The 24,471-nt window shown below is 62.8% G+C and carries 21 protein-coding genes and 1 riboswitch; of the genes, 6 read left to right on the top strand and 15 right to left on the bottom strand.

What is annotated here, in order from left to right; all coding sequences use genetic code 11:
* Both V7116_RS16975 and V7116_RS16970 read left to right on the top strand, forming a co-directional pair.
* Window positions 1–1,946, top strand: a 1,946-nt coding sequence (locus V7116_RS16975) for a tetratricopeptide repeat protein (protein WP_324393147.1), incomplete at its 5' end; no start/stop codon positions are given.
* 19 nt (window positions 1,947–1,965) lie between these two features.
* Window positions 1,966–2,190, top strand: a complete 225-nt coding sequence (locus tag V7116_RS16970) for an exodeoxyribonuclease VII small subunit (RefSeq protein WP_324393146.1) — start codon at window positions 1,966–1,968, stop codon at window positions 2,188–2,190.
* A gap of 258 nt (window positions 2,191–2,448) precedes the next feature.
* Here the strand turns inward: V7116_RS16970 and V7116_RS16965 are convergent, their stop codons facing one another.
* Both V7116_RS16965 and murJ read right to left on the bottom strand, forming a co-directional pair.
* Window positions 2,449–3,360, bottom strand: coding sequence for a TIGR03560 family F420-dependent LLM class oxidoreductase (locus V7116_RS16965; RefSeq protein ID WP_324393145.1), 912 nt, complete (start codon window positions 3,358–3,360; stop codon window positions 2,449–2,451).
* A 271-nt stretch (window positions 3,361–3,631) separates the two neighbouring features.
* Complete coding sequence (gene murJ / locus V7116_RS16960) at window positions 3,632–5,230, bottom strand: murein biosynthesis integral membrane protein MurJ (RefSeq protein ID WP_324393144.1); 1,599 nt, start codon at window positions 5,228–5,230, stop codon at window positions 3,632–3,634.
* Window positions 5,231–5,429: 199 nt separating this feature from the next.
* Here murJ and V7116_RS16955 point away from each other — a divergent pair, with 199 nt between their 5' ends.
* Window positions 5,430–6,650: a hypothetical protein gene (locus tag V7116_RS16955; RefSeq protein ID WP_324393143.1), complete on the top strand. Its 1,221-nt coding sequence runs from the start codon at window positions 5,430–5,432 to the stop codon at window positions 6,648–6,650.
* Window positions 6,651–6,818: 168 nt separating this feature from the next.
* Window positions 6,819–7,751, top strand: coding sequence for a DUF5655 domain-containing protein (locus V7116_RS16950; protein ID WP_324393142.1), 933 nt, complete (start codon window positions 6,819–6,821; stop codon window positions 7,749–7,751).
* A gap of 75 nt (window positions 7,752–7,826) precedes the next feature.
* Here V7116_RS16950 and V7116_RS16945 read toward each other — a convergent pair whose 3' ends face one another.
* From V7116_RS16945 to V7116_RS16925, 5 genes are all read right to left on the bottom strand, one after another.
* On the bottom strand, window positions 7,827–8,567 hold the full coding sequence (locus tag V7116_RS16945) for a hypothetical protein (protein WP_324393141.1): 741 nt from the start codon (window positions 8,565–8,567) through the stop codon (window positions 7,827–7,829).
* Window positions 8,568–8,759: 192 nt separating this feature from the next.
* On the bottom strand, window positions 8,760–9,500 hold the full coding sequence (locus tag V7116_RS16940) for a hypothetical protein (RefSeq protein WP_324393140.1): 741 nt from the start codon (window positions 9,498–9,500) through the stop codon (window positions 8,760–8,762).
* 330 nt (window positions 9,501–9,830) lie between these two features.
* Window positions 9,831–10,826: a M20/M25/M40 family metallo-hydrolase gene (locus V7116_RS16935; RefSeq protein ID WP_324393139.1), complete on the bottom strand. Its 996-nt coding sequence runs from the start codon at window positions 10,824–10,826 to the stop codon at window positions 9,831–9,833.
* 194 nt (window positions 10,827–11,020) lie between these two features.
* A complete protein-coding gene (locus tag V7116_RS16930) occupies window positions 11,021–12,019 on the bottom strand; it encodes a M28 family metallopeptidase (protein WP_324393138.1) in 999 nt (332 codons plus the stop codon).
* 308 nt (window positions 12,020–12,327) lie between these two features.
* Entirely contained in the window at window positions 12,328–13,266 is a 939-nt protein-coding gene (locus V7116_RS16925; RefSeq protein WP_324393137.1) for an NAD-dependent epimerase/dehydratase family protein, read from the bottom strand.
* 276 nt (window positions 13,267–13,542) lie between these two features.
* Between V7116_RS16925 and V7116_RS16920 the strand changes: the two genes are divergently transcribed.
* Both V7116_RS16920 and V7116_RS16915 read left to right on the top strand, forming a co-directional pair.
* Window positions 13,543–14,391 carry a DUF2085 domain-containing protein gene (locus tag V7116_RS16920; RefSeq protein ID WP_324393136.1) on the top strand — a complete coding sequence of 283 codons (849 nt, stop codon included), beginning with the start codon at window positions 13,543–13,545 and terminating at the stop codon, window positions 14,389–14,391.
* 111 nt (window positions 14,392–14,502) lie between these two features.
* On the top strand, window positions 14,503–15,282 hold the full coding sequence (locus tag V7116_RS16915; RefSeq protein ID WP_324393135.1) for a hypothetical protein: 780 nt from the start codon (window positions 14,503–14,505) through the stop codon (window positions 15,280–15,282).
* A 114-nt stretch (window positions 15,283–15,396) separates the two neighbouring features.
* Here the strand turns inward: V7116_RS16915 and V7116_RS16910 are convergent, their stop codons facing one another.
* From V7116_RS16910 to V7116_RS16875, 8 genes are all read right to left on the bottom strand, one after another.
* Window positions 15,397–15,879, bottom strand: a complete 483-nt coding sequence (locus V7116_RS16910; protein ID WP_324393134.1) for a DUF402 domain-containing protein — start codon at window positions 15,877–15,879, stop codon at window positions 15,397–15,399.
* Complete coding sequence (locus V7116_RS16905) at window positions 15,876–18,155, bottom strand: PAS domain S-box protein (RefSeq protein WP_324393133.1); 2,280 nt, start codon at window positions 18,153–18,155, stop codon at window positions 15,876–15,878. Before V7116_RS16905 ends, V7116_RS16910 begins: the two co-directional genes overlap by 4 nt.
* Before the next feature lie 217 nt (window positions 18,156–18,372).
* Window positions 18,373–19,755, bottom strand: coding sequence for a hypothetical protein (locus V7116_RS16900; RefSeq protein ID WP_324393132.1), 1,383 nt, complete (start codon window positions 19,753–19,755; stop codon window positions 18,373–18,375).
* 157 nt (window positions 19,756–19,912) lie between these two features.
* Window positions 19,913–20,257 carry a hypothetical protein gene (locus V7116_RS16895; protein ID WP_324393131.1) on the bottom strand — a complete coding sequence of 115 codons (345 nt, stop codon included), beginning with the start codon at window positions 20,255–20,257 and terminating at the stop codon, window positions 19,913–19,915.
* A gap of 142 nt (window positions 20,258–20,399) precedes the next feature.
* Entirely contained in the window at window positions 20,400–21,194 is a 795-nt protein-coding gene (locus V7116_RS16890; protein ID WP_324393130.1) for an ABC transporter ATP-binding protein, read from the bottom strand.
* A 299-nt stretch (window positions 21,195–21,493) separates the two neighbouring features.
* Entirely contained in the window at window positions 21,494–22,567 is a 1,074-nt protein-coding gene (locus V7116_RS16885; protein WP_324393129.1) for an ABC transporter substrate-binding protein, read from the bottom strand.
* Between the two features lie 93 nt (window positions 22,568–22,660).
* Window positions 22,661–23,512 carry an ABC transporter permease gene (locus V7116_RS16880; protein ID WP_324393128.1) on the bottom strand — a complete coding sequence of 284 codons (852 nt, stop codon included), beginning with the start codon at window positions 23,510–23,512 and terminating at the stop codon, window positions 22,661–22,663.
* Window positions 23,512–24,192, bottom strand: coding sequence for a thiamine diphosphokinase (locus tag V7116_RS16875; RefSeq protein ID WP_324393127.1), 681 nt, complete (start codon window positions 24,190–24,192; stop codon window positions 23,512–23,514). Before V7116_RS16875 ends, V7116_RS16880 begins: the two co-directional genes overlap by 1 nt.
* Before the next feature lie 38 nt (window positions 24,193–24,230).
* Window positions 24,231–24,347, bottom strand: a riboswitch (TPP riboswitch).
* Window positions 24,348–24,471: the final 124 nt, after the last annotated feature.

Below are 24,471 nucleotides of genomic sequence, written 5' to 3'. Positions count from 1 at the left end.
CGCCGCCGACCGACCAGCCCACCGTCGCCGGGCAGGAGCCGGACATCCCCGCCATGGAAGGCGGCACGCGCCTGTACAACACACCGCCGGGTTATCCCGGGTATGGCACACCGAGCGGCGGCATCACGCCACCCTATACGCCGCCGGGCACCCCGCCGTACATTCCGCCCGGAACCCCACCCGGCACGCCTTACCCGCCCTACCAGACGCCGGGCGGCCAGTGGGTCTATACGCCGCCGGAGGGCATCCTCACGCCGACCGGCGAGCACGCGCAGGTGCCGTCCGCGCCGTGGCGCTGGATCACGACCATCGTCGCCATCGTCGCGGTGGCGACCACCATCATTTCGGTGGCCGCGATTGTGTTCTTGAGCGGCGGCGGGGACAAGCCCGACGTCCAGCCGACCGCATCCCACCCCGCAGCCGTCGCAACCGAGTTCCAGCCGGAACTGGTTACGGCGGTCGAGTCGGGGGAAACGATGGTGCTGGTCGCCAAGCTCGAACAGCTCAGCGGCATCGAGCAGCTTTCGGGGATGCGTCCGCGCGACGTCAGCCGCTTCATCGTGGACGACCTGCAGCAGCGGCTCCAGACGGTCGCGCCGTTCTCCAGCATCCGCGTGCGGGCGTACCCGCAGGTGATCACGACCGAAGCTCAGGCGATGGCTGTTGCCGAGGCCAACGGTGCGGCGGTGATCATCTGGGGCAATTACAACTCGTCCACCGTCGAGCTTGAGGTCCAGATCGGGACGCTAACGGCCTACCCGCACAACCCGTTCTCGCGCGATACGCTGGAACAAACCGCCAACGTGCGCGTGCACATGCGCGACGAGCGCCAGGAGTCGGCGGCCCCGTACGTGCTGGGCGTGCTGGACGTGCTCAACATCGCGGACGGCGGCGGCTTCGAGACGATGCGCACGCGGGCCGTGCTGGACGCGATCGGGACGGTCGATCCCGGCGAAATACCCGAAAACTCGGTGGCCGCCTATACGCACCGCGCGTTCCAGGTGGTACTGAACGATCCCGCGCAGGCGGTGGAGATCCTCGATTCCGGGTTGCAACTGGCTCCCGGCAATCCGATCCTGTACGTCGAGCGCGGCGCGGCGAACCAACGCCAATCCATGATGGACGACGCCAAACGCGACCTGGAAACGGCGCGGCGGCTCGGCCCCGAGCACTGGACGATGCCGCAGCTTCTGCTCTCGACCATGAGCGACAACTTGAACGAGGTCTTCGACCTGTTCGATGAGATCATCACAGAGCGCCCGGACGACTGGTTCCCGCTGTTCTTCCGGGGCGCGATCTACTACCAGAGCGGCGCGTACGACATCGCGCAGGACAACATCGAGCAGGCCATCGCGCTGGCTCCCGATGCAAACTTCCCGTACATCTACGGCGCGCTGCTGGCGATGCACCAGGGCCGCCTGGATGATGCCGGGACGATGATCCGCACCATTCTGGAAGATTATCCCGATCCCGACTTCATGAACCGGCTGATCGCGGCGTTTTTCGGGAGTAACGCGTTGAGCAGCTACGGGTACAAGCTCTCGGCGTTCGGAAACATGGTGTTGGGACGCTACGACGCCGTGATGGAAGCGACGGACAGCGGCCTGGAGTACTTCTCGCGCGATGTGGACCTGTACGTGATTCAGGGCTTTGCGGAGTGCGCGCTGGGCGATTACGCGAAGGCGGAGCGGTCGTATACGAGCGCGATCGGGCTGGAGCCGGATTTCACGCTGATCTACCTGCTGCGGGCGGAAGTGCGCCGCAAGCAGCGCAACTTCACCACTGCTGCCGCCGACCTGCAATCCGCGACTCAGAGCATCCACGGGCAGGAATTTCTGCCGCTGTCGGAAGCGGTGCGCCAGGGTACGGTGGGCTGCGGCAACTTCTTTAGCCTGAATAATCCTCTGCTTTCGCAGGCGGCGACCGCCGAACCGGGCGGGGGATAAAAACCGGAGACGTGACCCTATGAGCAGCGACACCGAGTTGAGCTTCGAGCAGGCCTTCGAGGAACTGGAACACATCGTCAGCCAGTTGGAAACCGGCGATCTGTCGCTGGGGGAGTCGGTGACGCTCTACGAGCGCGGGCAGAAGCTGGCGCTGCTGTGCGGGAGTCTGCTCGACAACGCCGAGCTGCGCATTCAGCAGTTGGGCGAAGACGGGACCGTCAGCACGTTCGAGCCGCCGGTATAGGGAAAGCAGCAACAGCAGCGGTTAGCGATTAGCGGTTGGCTGTTAGCGATTCGCAAGAACAAAATCAAACGCACGAAAAAACGGGAAGGTTAGAAACCCGCCCCGACAGTGTTTACCGGTTTTTGTAGGGGCAGGTCTGTGACCTGCCCTTTTTGCATCCCGTTCCAGCGGATCGAGCCTGCCCTGACGTTGCGCGACGCTCCCGGTGTGCCGTTGCGGCTTTTCGCTAATTGTGGCTAAAAGCTGCCTTTGCCGCCCTTAAAGCAGCGCTTTCGCCAGCGCTTCGAGGCCGTCGATGTCGTCCACGAGCCGCCAGCGCAGCATGACCCGCTCCAGCTCGGCGGCTTCCCACGCGGCCAACTGTTCGCGGATGCGATCCGGCGTGCCGAAAAAGTGCTTCTTGGGATTCAGCGCGTCCGGTGAGAGACCCTCCGGTTCCAGGTGGCGGCGCAGCTCGGTCTCGGTGCGCCCAAAGTAAACGCTGGTCATCATCGAGCGCTTCACGCTCTTCGGGTCGCGGCCCTGCGCGCGCAGCAGCTCGTCCAGGTACGGGTTCAGCTCGCGGAATTCGTCCAGGTTGGTGCTGACGGCGTTCCATTCCCGCGCATAACGGGCGACGAACGGCAGCGTGCGGTTGCGCCCCGTGCCGCCGATGAGGATCGGCGGGCCGCCGGGCCGCTGCGGGCGCGGCAGCAGGATTGCGTCGCGCAGGTGGTAGTACTCGCCCTCGAAGCTCACCGGATCGTTGGAATTCAGCAGGCGGGTGATGACTTCCAGCGCTTCCTCGAACCGGTCGAAGCGCGGGCCGAGATCGAGCAGATCGTAGCCGAACATCTCGTGCTCGCGGACCATCCAGCCCGCGCCGAGTCCCAGCACCAGCCGTCCGCCGGCGAGATCATCGACCGCCGCCGCCTGCCGCGCGGTCAGCATCGGGTCGCGGAACGAAACGGGCGACACCAGCGGGCCGAACTCGATGCGCGAGGTGTTGTCGGCCAGCCACGCCAGCGAGATCCACAGTTCGAGCGCGTCTTGATTGAGGGGCGAGGGATTGGTGAAGTGATCCGAGCGGAACAGCCCCTGGAAGCCGAAATCCTCGACGGCGCGCACGATGCGCTTCCAGCGCGTCCAGTTGATGTCTTCCTGGCCCTCGATCATGATGGCGATTTGCATGGTGTGCGCCTCCTGTAGTGGTGTGTAGGTTATCGTTCGGATTTACGGGCAACCTCACCCCCGGCCCGTTTCCAATCCCGTTGGAGAGGGGAGTTTCTCCGGGCGGTGCCTGCCGTTTTTCCGTAGGGGTAGGGCTTGCCCTACCCGGCTTTTTGCCGGACGGGCGGGGCAAGCCCCGCCCCTACGAAGGCTGATAGTGATTAGATCTGTGGATCTGTGGTCCAGGCTACCACTCGGCACCGGGCAAAATTAACGCTGCGCGTACGGCCCCCTACCGGCCCACGCGCCGCAAGACGAGCCGGGGCAACGCCTGCGCCTCCTCCACGCGGAGGATCAGCGCTGTGCCGAAAAATGCGGCACCGCCGAGCGCCATCCCGCCGAGCGCCTGGATCAGTGCGGGCAGATCGGGCAGCGCAGACAGAAACAGCGCGACCACGCCCGCCATGATCCCCGACGCGACCAGCGTACGCCCCGCCCCGCCGAGCACGCGGCGATCGTCCAGCCCGCCCGTGCGCCGCCGCAGCAGCACCCACAGCGTGCCGCTTTCGACCGCCGTCGCCAGCGACATCGCCAGCGCCAGACCGCCAAACGGCCCATGGGCAAAATCGGTGCTGTCGGGATAACCGAAAACGCGGATCAGAATCAGGCTCAGCACGACATTCAGGACCATCGCTATCGTGCCGACCTTCACGGGCGTCCAGGTGTCGTGCAGGGCGTAAAACGCGCGCACGAGGATCTCCAAGACGGCATGGCCCGCCAGCCCGACGCTGAACATCGCCAGTGCCCAGGCCGTGCCCGCCGTATCGGTCGAGGTCCACTCGTCGCGCTCGAACAGCAGCGCCACCACCGGATGGCTGACCACCGCCAGCCCGATCCCCGCCGGTATCGAGAGGAATAACACACTGCGCAGCGCGTCCGCCAGCGTGCGCCGGAAGCTGTCCCAATCGCCCTGCGCGCTGAGCGTCGAGAGCGTGGGGAACAGCGCCGTGCCGACGCTCTGTCCCAGCACGCCCAGCACGGTAAACATCAGTGTGAATGCGAAGTTGAGCGCCGTGATGCTGCCCGCGATCATGCCGGACGCCAGCGACGTGTTCACCCAGAAATTGACCTGTACCACGCCCAGGCCCAGGACGCGCGGCCCCATCAGCAGCAGGACTTCGCGCACGGCGGGCAACTGTGGCGCAAACAGCGGGCGATAGTGGAAGCGCAGCCGCACCAGCACGGGGATCTGAATACCGAAGTGCAGCAGCGAGCCGATCACCGCGCCCCACGCCAATCCGTGCACGCCCCACGGCCCCGCCAGCACCAGCGCGCCGAAGATCAGCCCGACGTTGTACAGGCTCGGCGCGAGCGCGGGCGCGAGAAAATGCTGGTGCGCGTTGAGCACGCCCATCGACAGGCCGCTGACACCGAAGACCACCACCGTCACCAGCATGATGCGCATCAGCTCGGCGGCCAGCGCCTGCGTCGAAGGATCCGCGCCGCGCATCAGGGCGTATTCCATGATCGGCCCGGCAAACAGCGCCGCCACCACCGCCAGCGCCGTCGCAACGGCCACCAGCAGCGTGATCACCGCGTTCGCCAGCCGCGCCGCGCCGTCCTCATCATCCGCCGCCAGGAAGCGCGTGAAAACGGGGATGAACGCCGAGCCGAGCGCGCCGCCCGCCACGAGCGTGAACAGCGTCTCCGGCACGCGCTGCGCCGCCAGGAACGCGTCCAGGCGCGGCCCGGCCCCAAACGCGGACGAGATCGCGGAGGCGCGCACCAATCCGAGCACGCCGCTGGCGATATACGCGAGCATCAGCACACCCGCCGCGCGGGCGATCTGGCGGCTCGACAGCGTGCGAGCCTGGGAATGAGAAGCGGTCATGGAGCCTTCACTTGACGCGGAAGCAGGTCACAGCACAACGCGGCAAGTATAGCAGGCGCAGGCGACATGGGGCGAGACGTGGCCGGATGGAGGGTAAAAAGCGGCGGGTAAGGATCTGTTAAGGAATTTCCTTTACGGTAAAGATGCTCGAGCACTCATCGTAATCGGACGTTATGTGAAGTTGTGGAGGTAAGTCACCATGTCTCACCGTCATTCTTACCAGTGGACGATGTCACTCATCCTGCTGCTCAGTCTTGTGGCCGGATTGATGTTCTTCAGCAGCGCGGCGCCCATCGCGGCGCAGGGCGATGACACCCCGACCCCCGCGCCCGGCATCGGCGACGACGCGGCCCCGCCCCCACCCTCGATCGGCGCGGACATCCCGCTGACGTATTTCGGCCCGGCGCCGTCTACCGTACAGAAAGAACTGATCGGACCGTACCAACTGCTGCGGTCGGGCACGGTGGATCAGGCCGCGCGGACCGTCACGCTGCCGCTCTACCGGGGCCAGCTCGCCAGCGGGGAGCCGGTGTGGTACATCCTGACCGATACCGACGACGAGCAGAACGCCGCCGCCCTGGGCCTGAACTATTCGGCCAAGCTGAGCTATTCCGACGTGGGGAACGCCGTGCGGCCCGCGCACATCGAGACGGACGGATCCGTCACGTTCGAGCGGGGCAGCGTGGACTTTTCGCCGGAATGGTCGCTGACGCCCGGCGACGCGCCGAACCCCTTCCCGCCGTCCGACTTCCAGCCCGGCTCGGTTGGGGATGCTGGCTACAGCCCGCTGGCGAAGATCGGCAGCGCGATCTATAACGCGCCGGTGATCGCCTTCGGCGTGGACGCGGACGCGATCAGCTTCTGCGACGGCAATCCCGACTACAGCCTTGTGCACGACAAAGTGACCACGATCTGCCCTGAAGACGGCACCGTCACCCTGGCGCTGACCACGGGCTTCAGCTTCGCGCGCCCGGTTCTGTATCTGAGCACCGAGGCCAACGATCCGCTGCCCGCGACGATGGAACGCGCCACCTACGCGCCCGCACTGCTGGATCTCGGCGTGGGGCGTGACGACAGCGCCTTCAGCGCGGTGGAGCGACTGTTCGCGTTCGTGAACGGCCCGACCGGGGCGGACAATCCGCAGCGGCAGGGATTCAACAGCGCGCTGTCGGGCGAAGGCAGCCCGCTGAACGTCTTCGGCGGCATCCCGACCGTCGCCACGGACTACAGCCCTCTGTGGGATGTCAACGCGGGTGAGTGGACGCAGGCCGCGATCGACAACGGCTACCGCTCGCGCCTGACGGAAGAGTTCGCCATCCTGGGCTTCGTACAGCAGGGCTGGGTCACAGGGCCGGGCGGCGCGCCCTTCGGCTCGACGGGCCTGCTGGTCAACTGCCCGGTCGTGATGCGTCTGCTGTAACCTGTTACCCATGTCTCCGAACGCACCACGCCCGGTGGAGGGATTCGCCGGGCGTGGGTTGTATTAGGTTCGCAGCACGATAAAAAAGATTGCAGAGAAGGATCGCTGGAAAAGGGGGTATATTAATAGAATATTGCGTTGTTATTAGCATACATCGGAGTCTAGCCAATGCCTCTGTTCGAACTCGCCAACGGTCCCGCTCGACAGCTAAAAGCCAGCAGGTTTGGACTTGAACGAGAGCTTCAGCGTTCGTGTGAAGCTAACCTTGAACTTTTCTTCGGCGTTCGCTTTATCGATACAGAATTTTCAACTGGAGGCCGCCAACCGGGACGGATCGACACGCTTGGACTCGATCAAGACGCCTCGCCCACCATCATCGAATACAAACGCAGCCAAAAAGACAATGTGATCAATCAAGGTCTGTTCTATTTAGACTGGCTTGTTGATCACAAAGGGGATTTTATCGTTGCTGCGCAGACCAAGCTGGGAAAAACCATAGAAATTGACTGGAATCATCCCCGATTGATCCTTGTAGCCGAGGAATTCACCGATTACGACAAGTATGCGGTTAACCGTATCGGCGCTAACATCGAACTTTGGACCTACCGGGTTTACGAAGGGCACTTGCTGTTTCTAGAGCCAATTCATGCCACACGGAGCCAGAAGCCGCGACCCGTTGCCGATAAAACCAACCAGGACAACCTCCTTCCCACGCCATCCCCAACCATTGAAAAACCTCAATACGAGATCTCCTACCACACCAAGCGCAAGCCACAAGCAATTGTTGATTTGTTCAATGCGCTACGCGAAGCAATTCTTGCTCTGGGCGGTAGTGATGAAGAGATCGTCGAGACTGTGAATAAGCTGTACATCGGCTATCGTTATGGTAAGAATTTCGCGGAGATCCAAATTCAAAGCCAGCAGCTCAAAATCTTTCTGGATATTCCGGTAGCGGAACTCAATGATCCGCATGACATTGCGCGTGATGTGGCAAATGTTGGGCACTGGGGTACTGGCGAAACCGAGGTGAAGCTGCAAAGCCACGAAGAACTCGGTTATGTCGTTAGCTTGATTGAACAAGCCTACTTTCACGTCTTATAGAAAAGAAGCAAATCGGGCGTCCCGCGAACACGAGACGCCCGATGTCATGAACTCAGTGCGCAGGTGCGCGGGGGATTACTCGGCGGCCAGGGTGAGCGTGTACTCGCCCGTCACCGGCTCGTAGTTCCAGTCCCACAGGCCTTCGGCCACAGTGATCACGTACAGCGGCGAGGTCGCTTCTGCGCCCATTTGCAGGCTCACCGACGCGCTGGTGATCAGGTTGCCGGAGATCGACGCGACTTCGGTCAGTTCCAGGTAGTTGTCGTAGTAGTTGACGATCTCGTTGATCGTGACCGCCGGGTAAAAATCGCCGCTGACGTGTTCGTAGACGAGCGTCACCGGAGTGGTCAGATCGATGGTGTAGTACTGCGTCTCTTCGTTGCCGATCGTGGCGGTGGTCACTTCACCAGCGGTGATCGCGGGGGGCTTCATCAGCGAGAGCGAGTATTCGCCCTGACCGTCGCCCGCGCGGCCATCGGTACGGGTCGCCAGCAGATTGTAGTCGCCATCGGCAGGAAGCTGCACAGCCAGGGTCGCCACGTCATAGCCATCCACGGAAGCGATCGGGTTGAAGTCCGTGTCCAGCAGGATCAGCGAGGGGGAATAGAAGACGTTGGTGTCAACCGGACGCATCTCAATGAGGACCACGTCCCCTTCTGCGCCGGTGAATGTGTACGGGACCTCAAAAGACTGGTTAGAAATTTCACCCGTCACAACATCACCGTAGCTCAGTTGAGTGGCGTCGCCCTGGGCAAAGACGCTCAGGGGGAAAGCAAGCAGCGCCAGCAGAACCAGAACGGACAAAAGTCGGGACATGATTCACTCCTGTGCAGTAACTCAAAAAAGGATAAGCGTACAATTTCATTGTAGCAGGGAAACAGGGTAGGAAAAACTAATTAAATCGAAATCTATATGCGTTTTAACACTTTATTTGGAAGTGAGCGCCCCTGGCCATCAGGGGCGCTCGTTTTTCAATCACAGCGACCGGGGAGGATCGCCGTGCGGGGGCTACTCGGCGGTGATCGTCAGCGTGTAATCCGCGGACATCAGGTCGTAGTTCCAGTCCCACAGGCCCTCAGCGACGGTCACCACGTAGAGCGCGGAGGTCGCATCGGGGTCCATCGCCAGGCCGACCGACGCGTGCGTGACCAGCTTGCCTTCGATCAGGGCCGCTTCGAACAGCTCGACGTAGTAATCGTAGGTGTTGACCATCTCGTTGACCGTCACCGCCGGGTAAAACTCACCGCCGGTCCGCTCGTATTCGAGGGTCACGGGGCTGGTCAGGTCGAGGATGTAGTAATTCGTCTCGGCGTTGGTCAGCGAGCCGCTGACGACCTCACCCGCGGTGAGCGTGGGGGGCAGCAGCAGCGAGAGCGTGTACGCGCCTTGACCATCACCGGAGCGGCCATCGGTGCGGGTCGCCATGATGTTGTACACGCCGTCGGCGGGAAGCTGAACGGCCAGCGTCGCCACATCATAGCCTTCGACCGAGGCAACGGGATTCATGCTCGCATCCATCAGGATCAACGAGGGCGTGTAAAAAACGCTCGTATCGTCAGGCCGCATTTCAATCAGAACCATATCGCCCGCCGCGCCCGTGAAGGCATAGAGGATCTCGAAGGCCTGATTCGTGATCTCGCCCGTGACCACATCGCCATAGTTCAGTTGGGTCGCATCGCCCTGCGCGAAGACACTCACCGGCACAACCAGCATTGCCAACAGAACCAGGACAGACAAAGCTCGGGACATATCGAACTCCTATTACAGTGCTTAGCAGGATAAAAAACACATGGTGTATTGTATCAGCAGAACCGGTTACACAATGGACTTGAAAACGAATTTTTACTTGTCATAACGAATGGCGCGGAATTTTCGGGATCGATCCCGAAAATCTCACTAACGTGGCAGGGCAAATGTAAAAAATAGACGCGCGACCAATTTTAGACGGGAGAATTGTGGTTGGGAGGGGAAAAATGCGCGTTGGGCGGAACGGACCCCGCCCTTACGAACCGCGCGCTTGATGTAATAGGGGCGTAAAGCAATACGCCCCTACAACGCTCGAATTAACGTGGATGCCCGTTACGCGGCGGGACCGGCCTGCCCGGATGCGATGGTCGCAACGGTCGCGGCCAGCAGCTCCGCCGTCATCTCGACCTTTTCCGGCACGACACTCTTGTAGTAGTCCATTTCCGTGTGCATCACGTCACCGTCGGCGGTTTCCTGGCCCCACCACGGATCTTCAGCGCCGTCCCACTGCCACGCCTCGAAGTAGAGGATGGGCACGCCCGCCAGCACAAACGGGTAATGGTCGCTCCAGTCGCCGGTATACCCGCCCCAGGTGTCATCGGGCGAGGTTCCGAACGGCAGATCCATCCCGGCAGCCAGATCCAGCGCCGTGTCGCGGACCCAGGTTTCGCCGCCTTCGATCGTCGGGGCGGCGTCTTCTTCTTCCGGCCACGTGATGACCGCGCCGGCGTAAGCGTTCAGCGTCGTGCCTACGCCCACCGAGTCGAGGTTGATCATGGCAACGACGTTGTCGATCTGGTCGCCCAGCGATTCGACAAACGTATCCGCGCCGGACGGGCTGCCGCCCTCTTCGGCGGCAAACGCCACGAAGACGACCGTGTAGTCCAGCGGCAGGTCTTTCAGGGCTTCCGCAGCGGCCAGCATTGCCGCAACGCCGGACGCATTATCCCCTGCCCCGGTCGCGGAGGTGACCGAGTCCATGTGCGCGCCCACGACGAGCATCTGATCCCCGCCCGGCTTGGTTGCGATCACGTTAGAGGTCGCCGCAGGCTCCGAGCCATCGGCAGGCGGGGTCGTCTCGAACGGCTGGAACTCGACCTCATAGCCCCAATCGGCAAAGGCCGCCGCGATATAGTCGCCGGCCAGCACTTCAGATTCGCTGCCCATCGGGCGCGCGCCAATGGCGACGGACAGCGCCCGCACGTGCGACATCACGTCTTCCGTATCAATTTCCGTCACGAAGTCGGGCAGGCCCTGCGCGCTGGCGACCGTGGGGACCAGCAGCGACACCAGCAGCAGCACCGTGATCAAAACGCGTTGCCGGAACATAAGTCTTTCCTCCTTATACCGGATCAGGATCATTGTGATTCAGTATACGTGGTTGCGTATGTGGTTGATCATGAATTTGGTCATTTTGCCAGACAAGACGCCGTTATCGCGCGCCGCGAGGCGTGGGCAGGCGGCAAAAAAACAGGCGCTTCGAGGGAAGCGCCTGTTGGATTGACCGTCAGAAGAAATTGAGGCTACAGAGCCGTGTCGTTGGCAATGGAAGCGGCGGTCGCGGCGATGATCTCGGCGGCGCTTTCCACCTGGGCGGGCTTGATCGCCCCGTACACGTCGCCCGTGGTCTTCATCACGTCACCCACGGCGGTTTCCTGACCCCACCAGGGATCGCCCGTGTCCCACTGCCACGCTTCGAAGTAAGCGACGGGCACGTTAGCCATGACGAAGGCGTAGTGATCGCTCCAGTCGCCCGTGAAGCCCTTCCACGTCTCTGCCGGGGACGTGCGCAGCGGCTGGCCCATCGTACCGGCGACGTTCAGCGCCAGGTCGCGCACCCAGGTCGGACCGGGGTGGATGATGGGCGTGGGGTCGATCGGGGTCGGCCAGGTCACTTCCGCGCCCGCATACACATTGAGCGCGTCACCGATGCCCACCGCGTCGATGTTGAGCATCGCCACGACGTTGTTGATCTGGTCACCGAGGCTCTGGATGTAGAATTCCGCGCCGGAGGGGCTGCCGCCCTCTTCCGCGCCGAAGGCCACGAAGACGACCGTATGCACAAGCTGCACGTCCTGGAGCGCCTGGGCCACACCCAGCATCGCCGCCACACCGGACGCATTATCGCCCGCGCCAACGCCCACAGCGGGCGAGTCCATGTGCGCGCCGATCACGAGGATCTTGGCGTCACCAGGCTTGGTCGCAATGATGTTACGTGACGTCACAGGGCCGGAAGCGGGCATACCCTCGCGCTGGGGCGGGGTCGTCACAAATTCCTGCACCTGGACGGGATATCCCATGCCGGTAAAGCGGTTCGCAACATACTCACCGGCCAGACGCTCGCCGTCGCTGCCCATCGTGCGCGCGCCGATCGTCTCGGCCAGAGATTGCACATCCACCATCAAATCAGCCGCGCTGATCGAGACACTGAAGTCATCGGGCCCCGTGGCGAAGCTCGCCACAGTCGGAACCAGGAGACTGAGTACCAGGAGGGTTGCGATTAGAGTGCGGCGTCGAAACATTTGCTATCTCCTCAACTCCCCTTGCGTTGATTCGCAGAGAGTTGATTTAAAATTAACATCGTTTTATTTATTAATCAACAGGACCCTGGTACTATCTTAATGGTACCGCATGTCTCCGCTCTCTCGTGAGAGACCTCAAAAACGTGAGTTAGCATAAAGAAAGGGATGGAAAACGAGACAAGAGAAGACCACGAAGAATTAAGATTAAGTCGTTTTCGGGATTCGAAATTAATGAAAGTCATGATGTCTCCCGTCGTTGAATAAAGCGCAGCGGCCTATCAACTCGCCCGCTCTTAATACTTTCTGCGCTACGGCCCCGCCGGGACCGCAAACCGGGCGTCTTCCATCACCGTGCGGCGCAGCCCTTCCTGCAAAAACACGTGCGGCTCGTACCCCAACAGCGACTTCGCCAGCGTGAGGTCGGCGCACATCCGCGACACCCCTACTCCCTGCGTGCTCACGATCAGCACGTTCGGCTCGCGCTCAAGCACGTCGCCGATCACACGCGCCAGGGCCATGATGCTGGTTTCCGTCCCGCTGCCCACATTGATCACCCGCCGGTCCACGTTCGGCGCGGTCGCGGCGCGCACCAGCGCGTCCACCACATCATCCACGTAAACAAAATCGCGCGTTTGATCGCCGCTGCCGTGGATGACGACCGACCCTTTGCCCAGGGTCTGCCGGATGAACTGCGGGACCACAGGCGGATGCGCCACCGGAAGCTGCTGGCCGGGGCCGTAGGCGTTAAAAACGCGCAGGGTCACCGTCTCCACATTCCACAAACGACCAATCGTGTGGATATAATGCTCGGAAGCCAGTTTGCTAACGGCATAGGGTGACAGCGGATCAGGAGGCAGGTCTTCGTGAAGGGGCTGCTCGGACTGGTTGCCGTACACCGCGCCAGACGACGCGAACACCAGCCGCTTGACGCCGACGTCGCGCATCGCTTCCAGCACGCTTACCGTGCCGCCCACGTTGACGGCATTGTACTCGCGCGGATAGCGGGCGCTTTCGGGCACACTGACGCGCGCAGCCAGATGGTACACGCAGTCGATGCCCTGCATCAGCGTCCACAGGCGCGGGAGATCGTTGACATCGCCCCGCGCAAAGGTCACGTCCGGAGGAAGCCGGGTGGGATCGCCCGCGCTCAGATCGTCGAACACGCGCACGTCGTGCCCAAGACCGGCCAAGCGGCGCACTAGAGCGCTTCCCAGGTAGCCCGCGCCACCGGTGACCAAAAACTGCATGTTGTGTCTCGTCCCTTCACCGATACCAGACTCAACGCTGCACTGATTGTGGCTCTTACGCTACCACAGCACCGGGGTGCGGCACACAGTACTACAGTACTTTTAGAATGTGCCGTACTTTGCACACGATAGCACGAGCAGTCTCTATTGTTGCATTATTCCAACCTATCGCGCAACAATCCGCTTCATTAAGACGCAGCATAAAACCAGGAGAAACCGCGTGCGCAGCGCTCCGGTCACAGAGCTTAGTTTTAAGATTACGCCCAGAGGGATCCCATGACAGCCGCACCCGACACGTCCCCTCATGGCGAGCGCGTGGCCCTGCACAACTATTCGCGCCGCACGCGCCGGATCGTGCTGATCGCTGCGGCGGCGATCTTCGCGGCATGGCTGCTGGGCACGCCCGGCGGACTGTGGGGCAAAGCCGACGCCGTCGGCTACGCGATCTGCCACCGCATCCCGGCGCGCAGCTTCCACCTGCACGGGCATCCTCTGCCGCTGTGCGCGCGCTGCACGGGGATCTACATGGGCGTGATGGCGGGCGCGATCGTCTACGGGCTGAGCGGACGGCTGCGCAGCGGACGGCTGCCCCCGATCCGCGTCTTGGTCGTGCTGGGGCTGTTCGGGCTGGCGATTGCGGCGGACGGCATCAACAGCTACCTCAGCCTGTTCGGGTTTTATTCGCCCGTGTACGAGCCGAACAATACGCTGCGCCTGATCACGGGCATGTACGCGGGGCTGACGATGATCACGATCGTGCTGCCAGTGTTCAACCTGTCGGCGTGGCGGCGTCCGGACGCGAGCGCGCCGCTGAACGGCCTGAAAGAGCTGGTCGCGCTGTGCCTCATCGGGGCGGTCATGATCGCGGGCGTGCTGCTGGAAGTGCCCGTACTGTTGGCCGCGTTCGCGCTGCTGAGCGTGGTGGGCGTCGTCTTAATGTTCATGTTGATCGGCGGCATCCTGTTCCTGGCGCTGACGCGCCGCGAAGCCGCCGCCGTTCGCAGGCGCAATCTGATCGTGCCTGCCCTGGCCGGACTCGCGTTTGCATTTATCGTGATCGGCGGAATCGACATGCTGCGTTATGCCCTGACTAGTACTTGGGATGGCTTCACATTCATCGAGTAATCTTCTACAATGAAGCATTGCTTGTCTTAACGTAAAGGGAACCGACGCCGTATGTATAACGAAACGCTCTATGCTATCCAGACTTTGCGGATTCTTCGTAAGCAACCTGAAATGCGCGGGAGAGATCTGGCCGACCAGCTTCGTGCGGCCATGATCGCTCAAGGTACCCGGATGGAACGGCCCAACCAGGAAATGGAGCCGATCTTTCTGCTGCTCGATGCAGGGCTGATCAAGGTCTACATGCCCAACGAGGTACGGGGCGACCGGGAGATCCCGTACATGGCCCCCGACCGGTTCAGGCAAACCTGGGAACAGTTCGGCCTCGACCACTATCTCTTCGTCGTGTCCGACACGCTGCCGCGCCTCCAGCGCGCGCTGGGGATCTTCAGCCTGACGGAGCTAGAGCAGCGCGCGCACGGCGACTCGATGACGGTCACCCCGGCGTTTGGACTGCCCCACCACAGCCACCTGCGGCGCAACCTGTATGCGCTGCTGCCACCCACGTCGCTCATCCGCCCGGTGTACGACGCCGCGATCCGGCCCGCCGCCGACGGGCTGAACCTGACGTTGGGATATGCCGAAGATTGTTTCTCAGGCCGGGTCAGCGTGCTGGAAGTCTGGGAGTCGCTCTATTCGGCAGATATCGTCCTGGCCGACTGCACACGCCGCCATCCCCTGGTGATGTACATGCTCGGCATTTCGCACACGCTGGGCAAACACACTATCCTGATCGCCCAATCATCGGAGGACGTCCCGGCGGAGTTCCGGCAGTTGGAGCACATCATCTACGAAAACTCGAAGGACGGGCTGAACGTCCTGTGCAGCGAGCTTCAAGCCCGGCTGCTGGAGTTCGCACAGCCGAAAAACATGGCGACGAACACGGTGATGTGAGGTCCGGGCGACTCTACGGGCAATCATCACTGCCAGTGAACGCAAAGGTGGGCCGCAAGCCCACCTTTTTTGTATTCGTATCCGGTTATGCCGTGCGGCCCAGAAACCGAAGCGCTAGTCGTGCGCGGGGATGGCGTCAAACGGCGGCTGGCGCTGTTCCGCCAAGCGCAGCAGGCTGTTGAGGGTGCGCCAGACTTCGGCGCGCGTGGTCTCGTCCAGCGGCAGCGCCTCGAACTCGTCCCGGTCGACCACGGTGGGCGTACCATCCGGCGCGAGATACAGATCCAGCGCCAGATCGTCCGCCATGATCGTGCCATCCGACAGAACAGCCGGGCGGCTGAGGTTGCAGTACCACCCGGTCAGGCAATCGTCATCCACGTCGTGCATCTCGAAGATGCTGTACCAGCGATCGCTGTAGAACCGCTCGACGAAACGATCGCCGCGCCGGAAGGTATGGTAGCTTTCGTTGCGGTCGTCCCGGTCGAAAAACGCTTCCAGCTTCACCCAGGTCGCGCCGCGCTCCAACACGCGCCCCTCGTACCGCCAAACTTCGTGTCCCTCGTGATCGTTTTTGATCACCGTTACCGCATCGTTCATCGCGTCACCGCGTAGTTGAGTCCCGTCATCTCGTCTTGCTCGGTGCAGTCGTCCGCGCCGTTCAGTGTAATTCTGAACAGGCTGCCCTGCCCCGTGCTGCTTTCCAGCTCGATAGTGCCATTGTGCAGCTCGATGATATCGCGCGCAATGGTGAGGCCCAGGCTGACGCCCTCCGTATGCCCTTCGGTGACGCGGAAGAACGGCTCGAAGGCCTGCCCCAGATCCGACTCGCTGAGGCCCGTGCCCGCGTCGTGAATGGTCAGCACCACGCGCCGCTGCTCGTCGCCGTTTGCGGACAGGCGGATATTCACCGCGCCGCCCGGCAGGCTGTCTTGAATGGCGACCGAGATCAGGTTCGTGATCGCCTGGGCGATCCGCCGCCGGTCTGCGCAGATGGGGACCGGCGCATCGGGCAGCTCGGCCACGATACTGACGCTGCTGTTCGACGCTTGCTGCTGCTGAGCGCCGACCGCTTCGCGCACGACGTCTCGCAGCGGGATCACCTCGCGCCGCAGCAGCAGCGCATTGTGCTCAAGGCGCACCACGTCGAGCAGATCCTCGATCAAGCGCGCCATCCCGTCCGACACGTCATCCAGCACGGAAAGGTGCTGCGGAATCTTATCGGGTTGGTGGCGCAGCAGGTAGAGGCGCGTTTTCAGGTTGGACATCGGCGTGCGCAGCTCGTGGGCGGCGTGCGTCAGGAAACGGTTCTTCTGCGCCTGAAGCGCCTTTTCGCGGCCCACGTCACGGACGATGGTCACCCGGCCCAGGAGATTGTTATAGAGGTCGGCCACCTGGGTCGTCGTCACCGAGGCTTCCAGCACTGAACCGTCCTTGCGCTGAAGCTGAAGCTCGCCGCGCCAGGGGCGGTTGTTCGCAAACGCGTAATCGATGCGCTCGCGCAGCAGACGATTCTCGCCCGGTTCCTTTTCGACCGTAATGTTAAACAGCGTCAGATCCGTGCCGATCGCGTCCTGGGGATCGTAACCAAGCATGGTCACGAGCGTCTGGTTGACGAACTGCAACCGGTCGTTTTCCATATAGGCCACGCCCTCGCCCATCGACTCGAAGATGGCGCGCAGCTTGGCCCGCTCGCGTTCCAGCTCGGCGGTACGCTCGATCAACTGCTCCTCGCGCTCAATGGCGTAATCGCGCATGGCGTCGTATGTATGCGCGTTCTGCACGGCAGTCGCCGTCTGTTCCGCGACGGCCTGAAGCCGCCACGCATCCTGTGCGCTGAACGCACTTTCCGCGCAGGCATCCAGCGCCAACAGCCCGATCAGACGCCCGCGCAGCCGGACGGGCGCCAGCAAATGCGACTGGCCCCACGGCTGTTCCAGCAGCTTGCCCCAGTACGTCTGCGCATAGTCGCCGCCGGAGAGATTCACCGGGGTCTGGTCGCTAAATAACTGCGCGACCTCCTGAACTGCCACCGGCTGTTTGCGCAGCGCCAACAGGCGATCCAACCGGGGGCGGTCATAGCCCTGGGAGCGCACCACGTGCGAATCGGATTCGCCAAAAATGACGATATGGGCCGCATCGGCGTGCACGATCCGGTGCAGGTTCGCCAGGATAAAATCGAGCACATCGGAGATATCGATCAACTGGTTGATCGCGTTCGCCATATCGCGCAGGGCTTCGATCACCACCCGCTGCGCGCGCTCGGCTTCTTCGGCCTCTTTGCGCGCGGTGATGTCCTCTTTCACGGCCAGATAGTGCGTGATGCGTCCCTGCCCGTCTTTAATGGGCGAAATCAAGGCGTATTCCCAATACAGATCGCCGCTCTTCTTGACGTTGTGGAACTCGCCGCGCCACTCGTCACCGGCTTTGATCGCGGCCCACATGCGCGCGTATTCGTCCACTTCGGTTTCGCCCGATTTCAAGATGTTGGGGTTCTTGCCGCGCACTTCCGCGAGCGTATAGCCCGTCAGCGCCGTGAACTTGGGATTCACGTACTCGATCTGCCCGGCGAGGTTGGTGATCATGACCGTGCTGGGACTCTGCTCCACCGCGCGGGAAAGCTGGCGCAGCCGCTGCTCGACGCCGCGCTGCTGGTACACCATCACCTGAGAATAGATGCCGAACAGGACAAACACGATCAGCGCAGCCAGGAGATCGATGCGGCTGTCCGCTGCGGTGTGTTCACTGCCGAGCAGGAGGTGGAACAAGAAGTGGATGAGCGTGTTAGCGAGCCAAAACAACGCGCCAAGACTCACACCCGCCAACACGATGCGGCGCCAGCTTTTTGGTGACCAGTTCTGGGATAAAGCCGCCATCCGGTCCTCAATGCTTGCGATAAAAAAACGTCACTGAATGCCCATCAAAAGATAACCTGGGGGATTGATGCGTCTGCTGCAACCGCCCCGCGCGAGATCTTTCCCTTAGATAATAGAGTCAATTATAGAAAGTATAAATTAAAAAGTGATCAAAGAATCAATAAAGGTTGAAATAAAATCCTGTCAGTTTTGCCAAACGGGGGATAAACGAGGTGGATTAGCGGGGTAAGCGGACCACCGCGCCCAGGGTACGGAATTCCGCGGTGCGAGGGGTTGGGAACGGCTGGACGCGTACATCAAAGTAGATTCCGTCCAAAATGCGGGATTCGCCATCGGCGCGGTGCAGCACTTCCAGGCTGATCCGCAGCGGTCCCGGTTGAGACGCCGTCACCTTGAACCGCACAGGTCCGGCGGCGGCATCGGACGGGATCTCAAGCGGCTGTTCCTCGGCGTCGATGTCACAGCCCGGTGCGCTCACACGTAAAATGACGGTCTGCGACTGGCCCGCAGGCGATCCGGCGGGCGGCGCGTTCAGGCCCGCCATGAGAATCGTGCCCAGGCCGACGGCCATTTCCTCAGCAACCAGGACCGATAGCTGGCGCTGCGTGTTCGATGCCGCGTCCGGGGCGGGAACCGCTTCGGCGGGCGCGGCTTTCGGCGCTTCGGGAACAGGCGCAGCGGCTTGCGCAAGCTGTGCCGCCGGAGCCGGAGGGGCAGGCTTTGCCGTTTCCGGCGCGGGAGCCGCTTCGACGGGTGCAGCCGCAGGCGGTTCCGGCTTCGCGGCGGGCGCATCTACCGGCGCAGGCTTAGGCGCTTCGGGTGCAGGCGCGGAGGCTTGCGCGGGCTGTGCTGCCGGAGCCGGAGGCGCTTTGACGGACGCAGCCTCAGGTGGTTCCGGCTTCGCGGCGGGCGCATCTACCGGCGCGGGCTTAGGCGCTTCGGGCGCTGGCGCAGCGGCTTGTGCGGGCTGTGCTGCCGGAGGGGCAGGCTTTGCCGCTTCCGGTGCAGGAGCCGCTTCGACAGGCGCAGCCGCAGGTGGTTCCGGCTTCGCGGCAGGCGCTTCTACCGGCGCGGTTTTCGGCGCTTCGGGAACAGGCACGGAGGCTTGCGCAGGCTGAGCCACGGGAGCCGGAAATACGGGCTTTACGGTTTCCGGTGCGGGAATCGCTTCGACGGGCGCAGCTTTGGGCGCTTCCGGCACGGGTGCGGGAGCCTCGACAGGCTTAGGAGCCGGGGTCGCGGGCGCGGGGATCGCCGCTTGGGGCGGAGCCGCAGCCGCAGGCGGTTCGGACTTAACCACGGGCGCTTCTGTAGGCTTCACCGCTTCCGGTACACTCGCCGCAGGATCCGAAGATAGAAGCCCGGACCCCTCTAGCGCCGCGCGGCCTCGTTCGGTCAGCGCGTACATGCCCCCCGCCGGCATATTCACGAGGCGCAGCGTCACCAGACGCCGGATCGCCTTGCCAAAGCCGCGCTCGCTGAGGTCCGCCGCCTCCATCAACTGCGCAGCATCCATCCCCACGCCACCATGCGCCAATGCAATCAAAAGGGTTTGGGCTTGCTCGGGAATGGCGGGAAGCTCGGAGGGGTACACGGTCATCCTCAACGGTTAGGTCATTACAGCTCAACAATAAAATTATGCTTGAGCTTCATCAAGGGTACACCAGTACCACAATAGATCGCAAAATTCGACCAAAAATAAAGACGGATCGCGCGTCCGGGGGACAGGCGATCCGCAGCAAGGCCGAATTGGGCCGTTATTTGACGCGCACGCCGCTGTTGACGCGGCTCTCGCGGCGGTAATCCTTCAGCCACCCATAGCGCAGCGGATCGGTAATGATCAGCTCGTCCAGGGCGCGGGTGTCGTACGAACGGCGCACGCCCTCGCTGGTAAGCTGGGCATAGCCGCTGTCGTCGCTCCAGTTCGATCCACGCTCGCTGAGCAGGTCGCGCAGCTCGTCTTTCGCCAGCGCGATGCGCCCGTCGAGCGTCGCCATCTGCTGCTGGCCCGCGCGAATCAGCTCGACCAGCTCGGCAATCCGGCGATCAAGCGCGTCCCCTACCAGCGTGGTCCGTTTTGTCTCGGTAGTCACCGAACTCATCGTAAATCCTCTCAACCGCTACCTGTACGGAATGCACGCTCTCGTCAATCGCGTACGACAATATTATCGATCAGGAACGTAAAAATGAGGTTAGCGCAGGCATTAGATCAACGTTAAATCTTGGGGCGATTTTGAGGGAAAATCAGCCGTGATTTTCGGCCTGTTCGAGCGCGTCGAGCAGGTCCGCTTCCAGGCGGCGCAGATCTTCGGAGAGCACGGAGAGCGATCCGCGCGGGCGGGGCAAATCGACGCGCAGCTCGCGCACGATGCGGCCCGGTCGCGCGCTGAAGACGAGCACGCGGTCGCCCAGGAAGACGGCTTCTTCCACGTCGTGCGTGATGAACAGGATCGTTTTGCGGAAGCGCTGCCACACGTCGAGCAGCCAGCGCTGGAGGTCGCGGCGCGTCAGCGCGTCGAGCGCGCCAAACGGCTCGTCGAGCAGCAGCACGTCGCGGTCGGTGAGGAAGGTGCGCAGCAGCGCGGCCCGCTGGCGCATCCCGCCGGAGAGGGTGTCGGGAAACGCATTCTCGAAGCCTTCCAGGCCAAACAGCGGCATGAGGTCGCGCGCGCGCTGGCGGGCCTCCTTGCGCGAGCGCCCGTCCAGTTCCGGCCCCAGGATGACGTTGTTGAGCACGGTGCGCCACGGCAGCAGCAGGTCGCGCTGGGGCATGTAGCCCACCAACCCGGCCCGGTGGCCGATAGGCGCGCCGTTGATGACGATCTCGCCCCTGTCGGGCTGCGTCAGGCCGGTGATCAGGTTGAACAGCGTGCTTTTGCCGCTGCCGCTCGGCCCGATGATCGTGATGAACTCGCCGGGCTGCGCGCTCAGGCTGACGTCAGCGAGGGCCTGCACGTCGTGCCCGCCGTCGCGGAACGTCTTGCTGACGCTGCGCACATCCAGGCACGGGGCGGAATCGGGCTGTGGTGAGTTGTGCATGGGATCGATCAAACCTCATCCCCGGCGAAAAACACAGGTTTATGGAGGGGAATTGCCCCACCCGGAAAAGCAGGGCAGGTTACAAACCTGCCCCTACAAAAACGGGCAACTGGCAAACGGGACAACCGGAAACGGCTACCCTGTAGGGGCGGGTCTGTGACCCGCCCATTATTTGTACCATGCCACCCGAAAGCCATCACGTTGTCGTAGGGGCAATTCATGAATTGCCCCTACGAATATATCGCCTCATCGCGTTATGTAGGGGCGTATTGCAATACGCCCCTACCCGAATCGTCGCGTTATTCGCCTTCAGCGGGAACGTCGCCGGGCAGGAAGGCATTGGTGAACGCGGCCTCGGCGTCGATGCCGGACTCAAGAATGCCGTTATCCACCAGAAAATCGGTGTAATCCTGCCATACGCTCGCCTGCTGCTCGCCCCAGCGCGGCGCGTCGGACTGGAACTCCGGCGCGAGCCATTCCGACCCGGCGTGAATCAGGTCGCTGTCCAGCTCGGGCACAGCCTCCAGCAGCATGTCCGCCGCCTCGTCCGGGTGATCGATGGCGTACGCATAACCGCGCGCGGTCGCCTGCACGAACGCGGCAACCACGTCCGGCTGCTGCTCGACCAACTCCGGGCCGGTGATCAGGATCGGCGTGTAGTAATCGGGCACGCAGTCGAAATAGTCCATCATCATCACCGCGTCGAGGTCCACGCCGCTCAATTCCGCCTGCACGCCCTCGACCGCGTAGTAAATCCAGGCGAGATCGATACGGTCCTGCTGCATGAGCTGGATCAGGTCCACATAACCCACGTTCATGTACTCGACCGAATCCGGCTCCGCGCCGTCGCAGGTCAGCAGCGTGTTGAGGATCGCGTTTTCGAGGTCCGGCTGGCCGAAGCCGCCGTAACGCAGCCCCGCCATATCCGCCGGGGTGCTGACCGGGTGGGTGTCGGCCAGGGTCACGAAACCGGACGTGTTGTGCTGGATCATCGCGGCCAGCGAGACGACCGGCGTGCCGCCCGCGATGGCGTAGGTGGCGAATTCCTGGAAGCTCACGCCGAAATCGACCACGCCGCTGGAAACAAGCGCCTCGACCTGAATATCACTTGGCTCCTGAACCTCGACGTTCAGATTGGCGTCGTCATAATAGCCGAGCGCCTGCGCGGCGTAAAAGCCCACGTGGTTCGCGTTCGGCGTCCAGTCGAGCATCAGGATCACGTCGGTCGGCTCGTCCGCGCGGGCGAACTCCGCCGCGCCGCCCAGGTGATCGTCCGGTTCTTCCGTGCCGTCGCCCTGCGCCCAGGCCGGGACGCCCATCGCCAGCATCAGCGCGAGGCTGAGCAGCAGCATCAAACTCCGTTTAAGGTGCATCGTGCCAAACTCCTTCACAGTTGGATCGAACAAAACGGTTGGGGAGCGAGCGGGCCCTGCCCCTCCCCGGTCACGTCTCCGATCGGATGCGTCTCAGTAGATGCCGGGGCCGCGCCAGCCGCCGCGCCGCGAGGTGTAATACCAGCGCAGCGCCAACCGCTCGACCCCGTTCACGATCAGCACCAGCAGCAGGCTCAACACGGCGGTGGCGATGATCGCCACGTACGCCTGATCGATGCGGAAGCTGCTGTAGGATCGCTTCAGGAACACGCCCAGGCCATACTGGGCGGTGATGTATTCGCCAAAAATCGCGCCCACGACGCTGTACGTCGCCGCGATGCGCAGCCCGCCGAAAAACGAGGGCATCGCCGCCGGGAGCCGCACTTTGGTCCACGTCTGCACGGAGCTGGCGCCCATCGCGCGCAGCAGCGAGAGCAGTTCGGGATCGGCGGATTGCAGCCCGGCGAAGGTGTTCAGCGCCACGGGGAAGAAACAGAACATCACCACAACCGTGATCTTCGGGCCGCTGCCGAAGCCGAACACCAGGATCAGCAGGATGGCGATGGCGAAGATCGGGATCGTCTGCGAGACGACCAGGATCGGGTACAGGATCCAGCGCAGCAGGCGCGAAAAGTCCATCAATGCGGCGATCGCCACGCCCAGCACGATCGCAATCGACAGCCCGGCCAGCGTCTCCCACATCGTCGTGGGGATGTGTTTTTCGAGCAGCAGCGATTCGTACTGCTGCCACGCATGGTAGATTTCGATGGGCGTGGGCACGATATCGTGGAACGACAGATTTTCGACCGCCGCCGCCTCGACGATGAGCTGGCGCGTGCCGAGCACGAAAAAGATCCCGAGCACGCCGACCGCCAGTGACAGAATCACCGCGCGGGCCGCGTCACGCAGCAGCGGCGGGATCACAAGAGGGGAACGTTCGGACATCAGGCCCTCCCCGGCGTATGCACGGCGATCACCAGCCCCGTGTCGAACCGCACCGACGCCTCGCGCCCCAGCATGACGTTGCTCACGCCGCGCGCCGGGCCGAAGGCCAGCACCTCGTCGCGCAGGGGATATTCCAGGCCATCCGTGGTGATGCCCGTCACGCCCGGCACGAACGCGATCAGCGAGATCGTGTCGCCCGGCTCGCCGTGCACCGGGTGTAGACCGGGATGCAGCAGCCAGAGCGTCTGCCGCCCGCTCACGATGCGCGCATCGCGCCCATCCAGGTCCGGCAGGGTCAGCAGCGCGATGTTGGCGAGCGTCTGGTCCATGCGATCCCCGACCGCGCCGAGAATGCGCAGCCACGTCGCGCCGCGCGCGCAGGCCGCAATCAACGCGAGTTCGAGATCCGTTTCGTCCTTGTGGGCCGGATGCTGGTCGATGGTCACGCCGCGCGCCCGCAGATCCGCGACCTCGTCCGCCGCCAGCGAATCGAGATCGCCCACGACGAGATCGAGTGTCAGGCCGCACGCCAGCGCGTGTCGCGCGCCCGAATCCGCCGCGACGATCAGCGCGCCGGGCGCGGCAGACAGCGCCGCCTGTACGGCGGGGCCGTCGTTGAGGTCGCCACCCGCGAAGACCAATGCGCGCGCAGACGGGATGGTATTGGTCGGTGGGATCAAAAAAGCCACTCCTGCCGTGCAGGGTGGCTTGTGGGTTCAGATCCGTGAACGCCGCTCCCTACGCCGGCATTACCCGGTTCAGGTTCCATAGGGTCGGCATCGCATCATGGATGCGCCTCTCAGCCTGGCTGTCCCAAGCTCCCCTGCACACTTCATTTGTTAAAGATGTTTAGAGTATAACAAGTCGGGCGCGAGGAAGCAATTAGCTGTTAGCGATTAGCTGTTAGCTAACCCGATGTACAAGTTTAATCGGACAGAAGGTCAGCGAACTGGAGCGGC

It is taken from the genome of Aggregatilinea sp., from assembly GCF_036822615.1.
In the GTDB taxonomy this organism is placed as follows: Bacteria; Chloroflexota; Anaerolineae; order Aggregatilineales; family Aggregatilineaceae; genus Aggregatilinea.
Note: the sequence above shows the minus strand (reverse complement) of the source record. Positions and strands in the feature narration are given on the sequence as shown.

Bases quoted from the DNA above. Each gene is read 5' to 3' on its own strand.
- V7116_RS16970 (WP_324393146.1), top strand. From the start codon at position 1,966: ATGAGCAGCGACACCGAGTTGAGCTTCGAGCAGGCCTTCGAGGAACTG.
- V7116_RS16965 (WP_324393145.1), bottom strand. From the start codon at position 3,360: ATGCAAATCGCCATCATGATCGAGGGCCAGGAAGACATCAACTGGACG.
- murJ (WP_324393144.1), bottom strand. From the start codon at position 5,230: ATGACCGCTTCTCATTCCCAGGCTCGCACGCTGTCGAGCCGCCAGATC.
- V7116_RS16955 (WP_324393143.1), top strand. From the start codon at position 5,430: ATGTCTCACCGTCATTCTTACCAGTGGACGATGTCACTCATCCTGCTG.
- V7116_RS16950 (WP_324393142.1), top strand. From the start codon at position 6,819: ATGCCTCTGTTCGAACTCGCCAACGGTCCCGCTCGACAGCTAAAAGCC.
- V7116_RS16945 (WP_324393141.1), bottom strand. From the start codon at position 8,567: ATGTCCCGACTTTTGTCCGTTCTGGTTCTGCTGGCGCTGCTTGCTTTC.
- V7116_RS16940 (WP_324393140.1), bottom strand. From the start codon at position 9,500: ATGTCCCGAGCTTTGTCTGTCCTGGTTCTGTTGGCAATGCTGGTTGTG.
- V7116_RS16935 (WP_324393139.1), bottom strand. From the start codon at position 10,826: ATGTTCCGGCAACGCGTTTTGATCACGGTGCTGCTGCTGGTGTCGCTG.
- V7116_RS16930 (WP_324393138.1), bottom strand. From the start codon at position 12,019: ATGTTTCGACGCCGCACTCTAATCGCAACCCTCCTGGTACTCAGTCTC.
- V7116_RS16925 (WP_324393137.1), bottom strand. From the start codon at position 13,266: ATGCAGTTTTTGGTCACCGGTGGCGCGGGCTACCTGGGAAGCGCTCTA.
- V7116_RS16920 (WP_324393136.1), top strand. From the start codon at position 13,543: ATGACAGCCGCACCCGACACGTCCCCTCATGGCGAGCGCGTGGCCCTG.
- V7116_RS16915 (WP_324393135.1), top strand. From the start codon at position 14,503: ATGCGCGGGAGAGATCTGGCCGACCAGCTTCGTGCGGCCATGATCGCT.
- V7116_RS16910 (WP_324393134.1), bottom strand. From the start codon at position 15,879: ATGAACGATGCGGTAACGGTGATCAAAAACGATCACGAGGGACACGAA.
- V7116_RS16905 (WP_324393133.1), bottom strand. From the start codon at position 18,155: ATGGCGGCTTTATCCCAGAACTGGTCACCAAAAAGCTGGCGCCGCATC.
- V7116_RS16900 (WP_324393132.1), bottom strand. From the start codon at position 19,755: ATGACCGTGTACCCCTCCGAGCTTCCCGCCATTCCCGAGCAAGCCCAA.
- V7116_RS16895 (WP_324393131.1), bottom strand. From the start codon at position 20,257: ATGAGTTCGGTGACTACCGAGACAAAACGGACCACGCTGGTAGGGGAC.
- V7116_RS16890 (WP_324393130.1), bottom strand. From the start codon at position 21,194: ATGCACAACTCACCACAGCCCGATTCCGCCCCGTGCCTGGATGTGCGC.
- V7116_RS16885 (WP_324393129.1), bottom strand. From the start codon at position 22,567: ATGCACCTTAAACGGAGTTTGATGCTGCTGCTCAGCCTCGCGCTGATG.
- V7116_RS16880 (WP_324393128.1), bottom strand. From the start codon at position 23,512: ATGTCCGAACGTTCCCCTCTTGTGATCCCGCCGCTGCTGCGTGACGCG.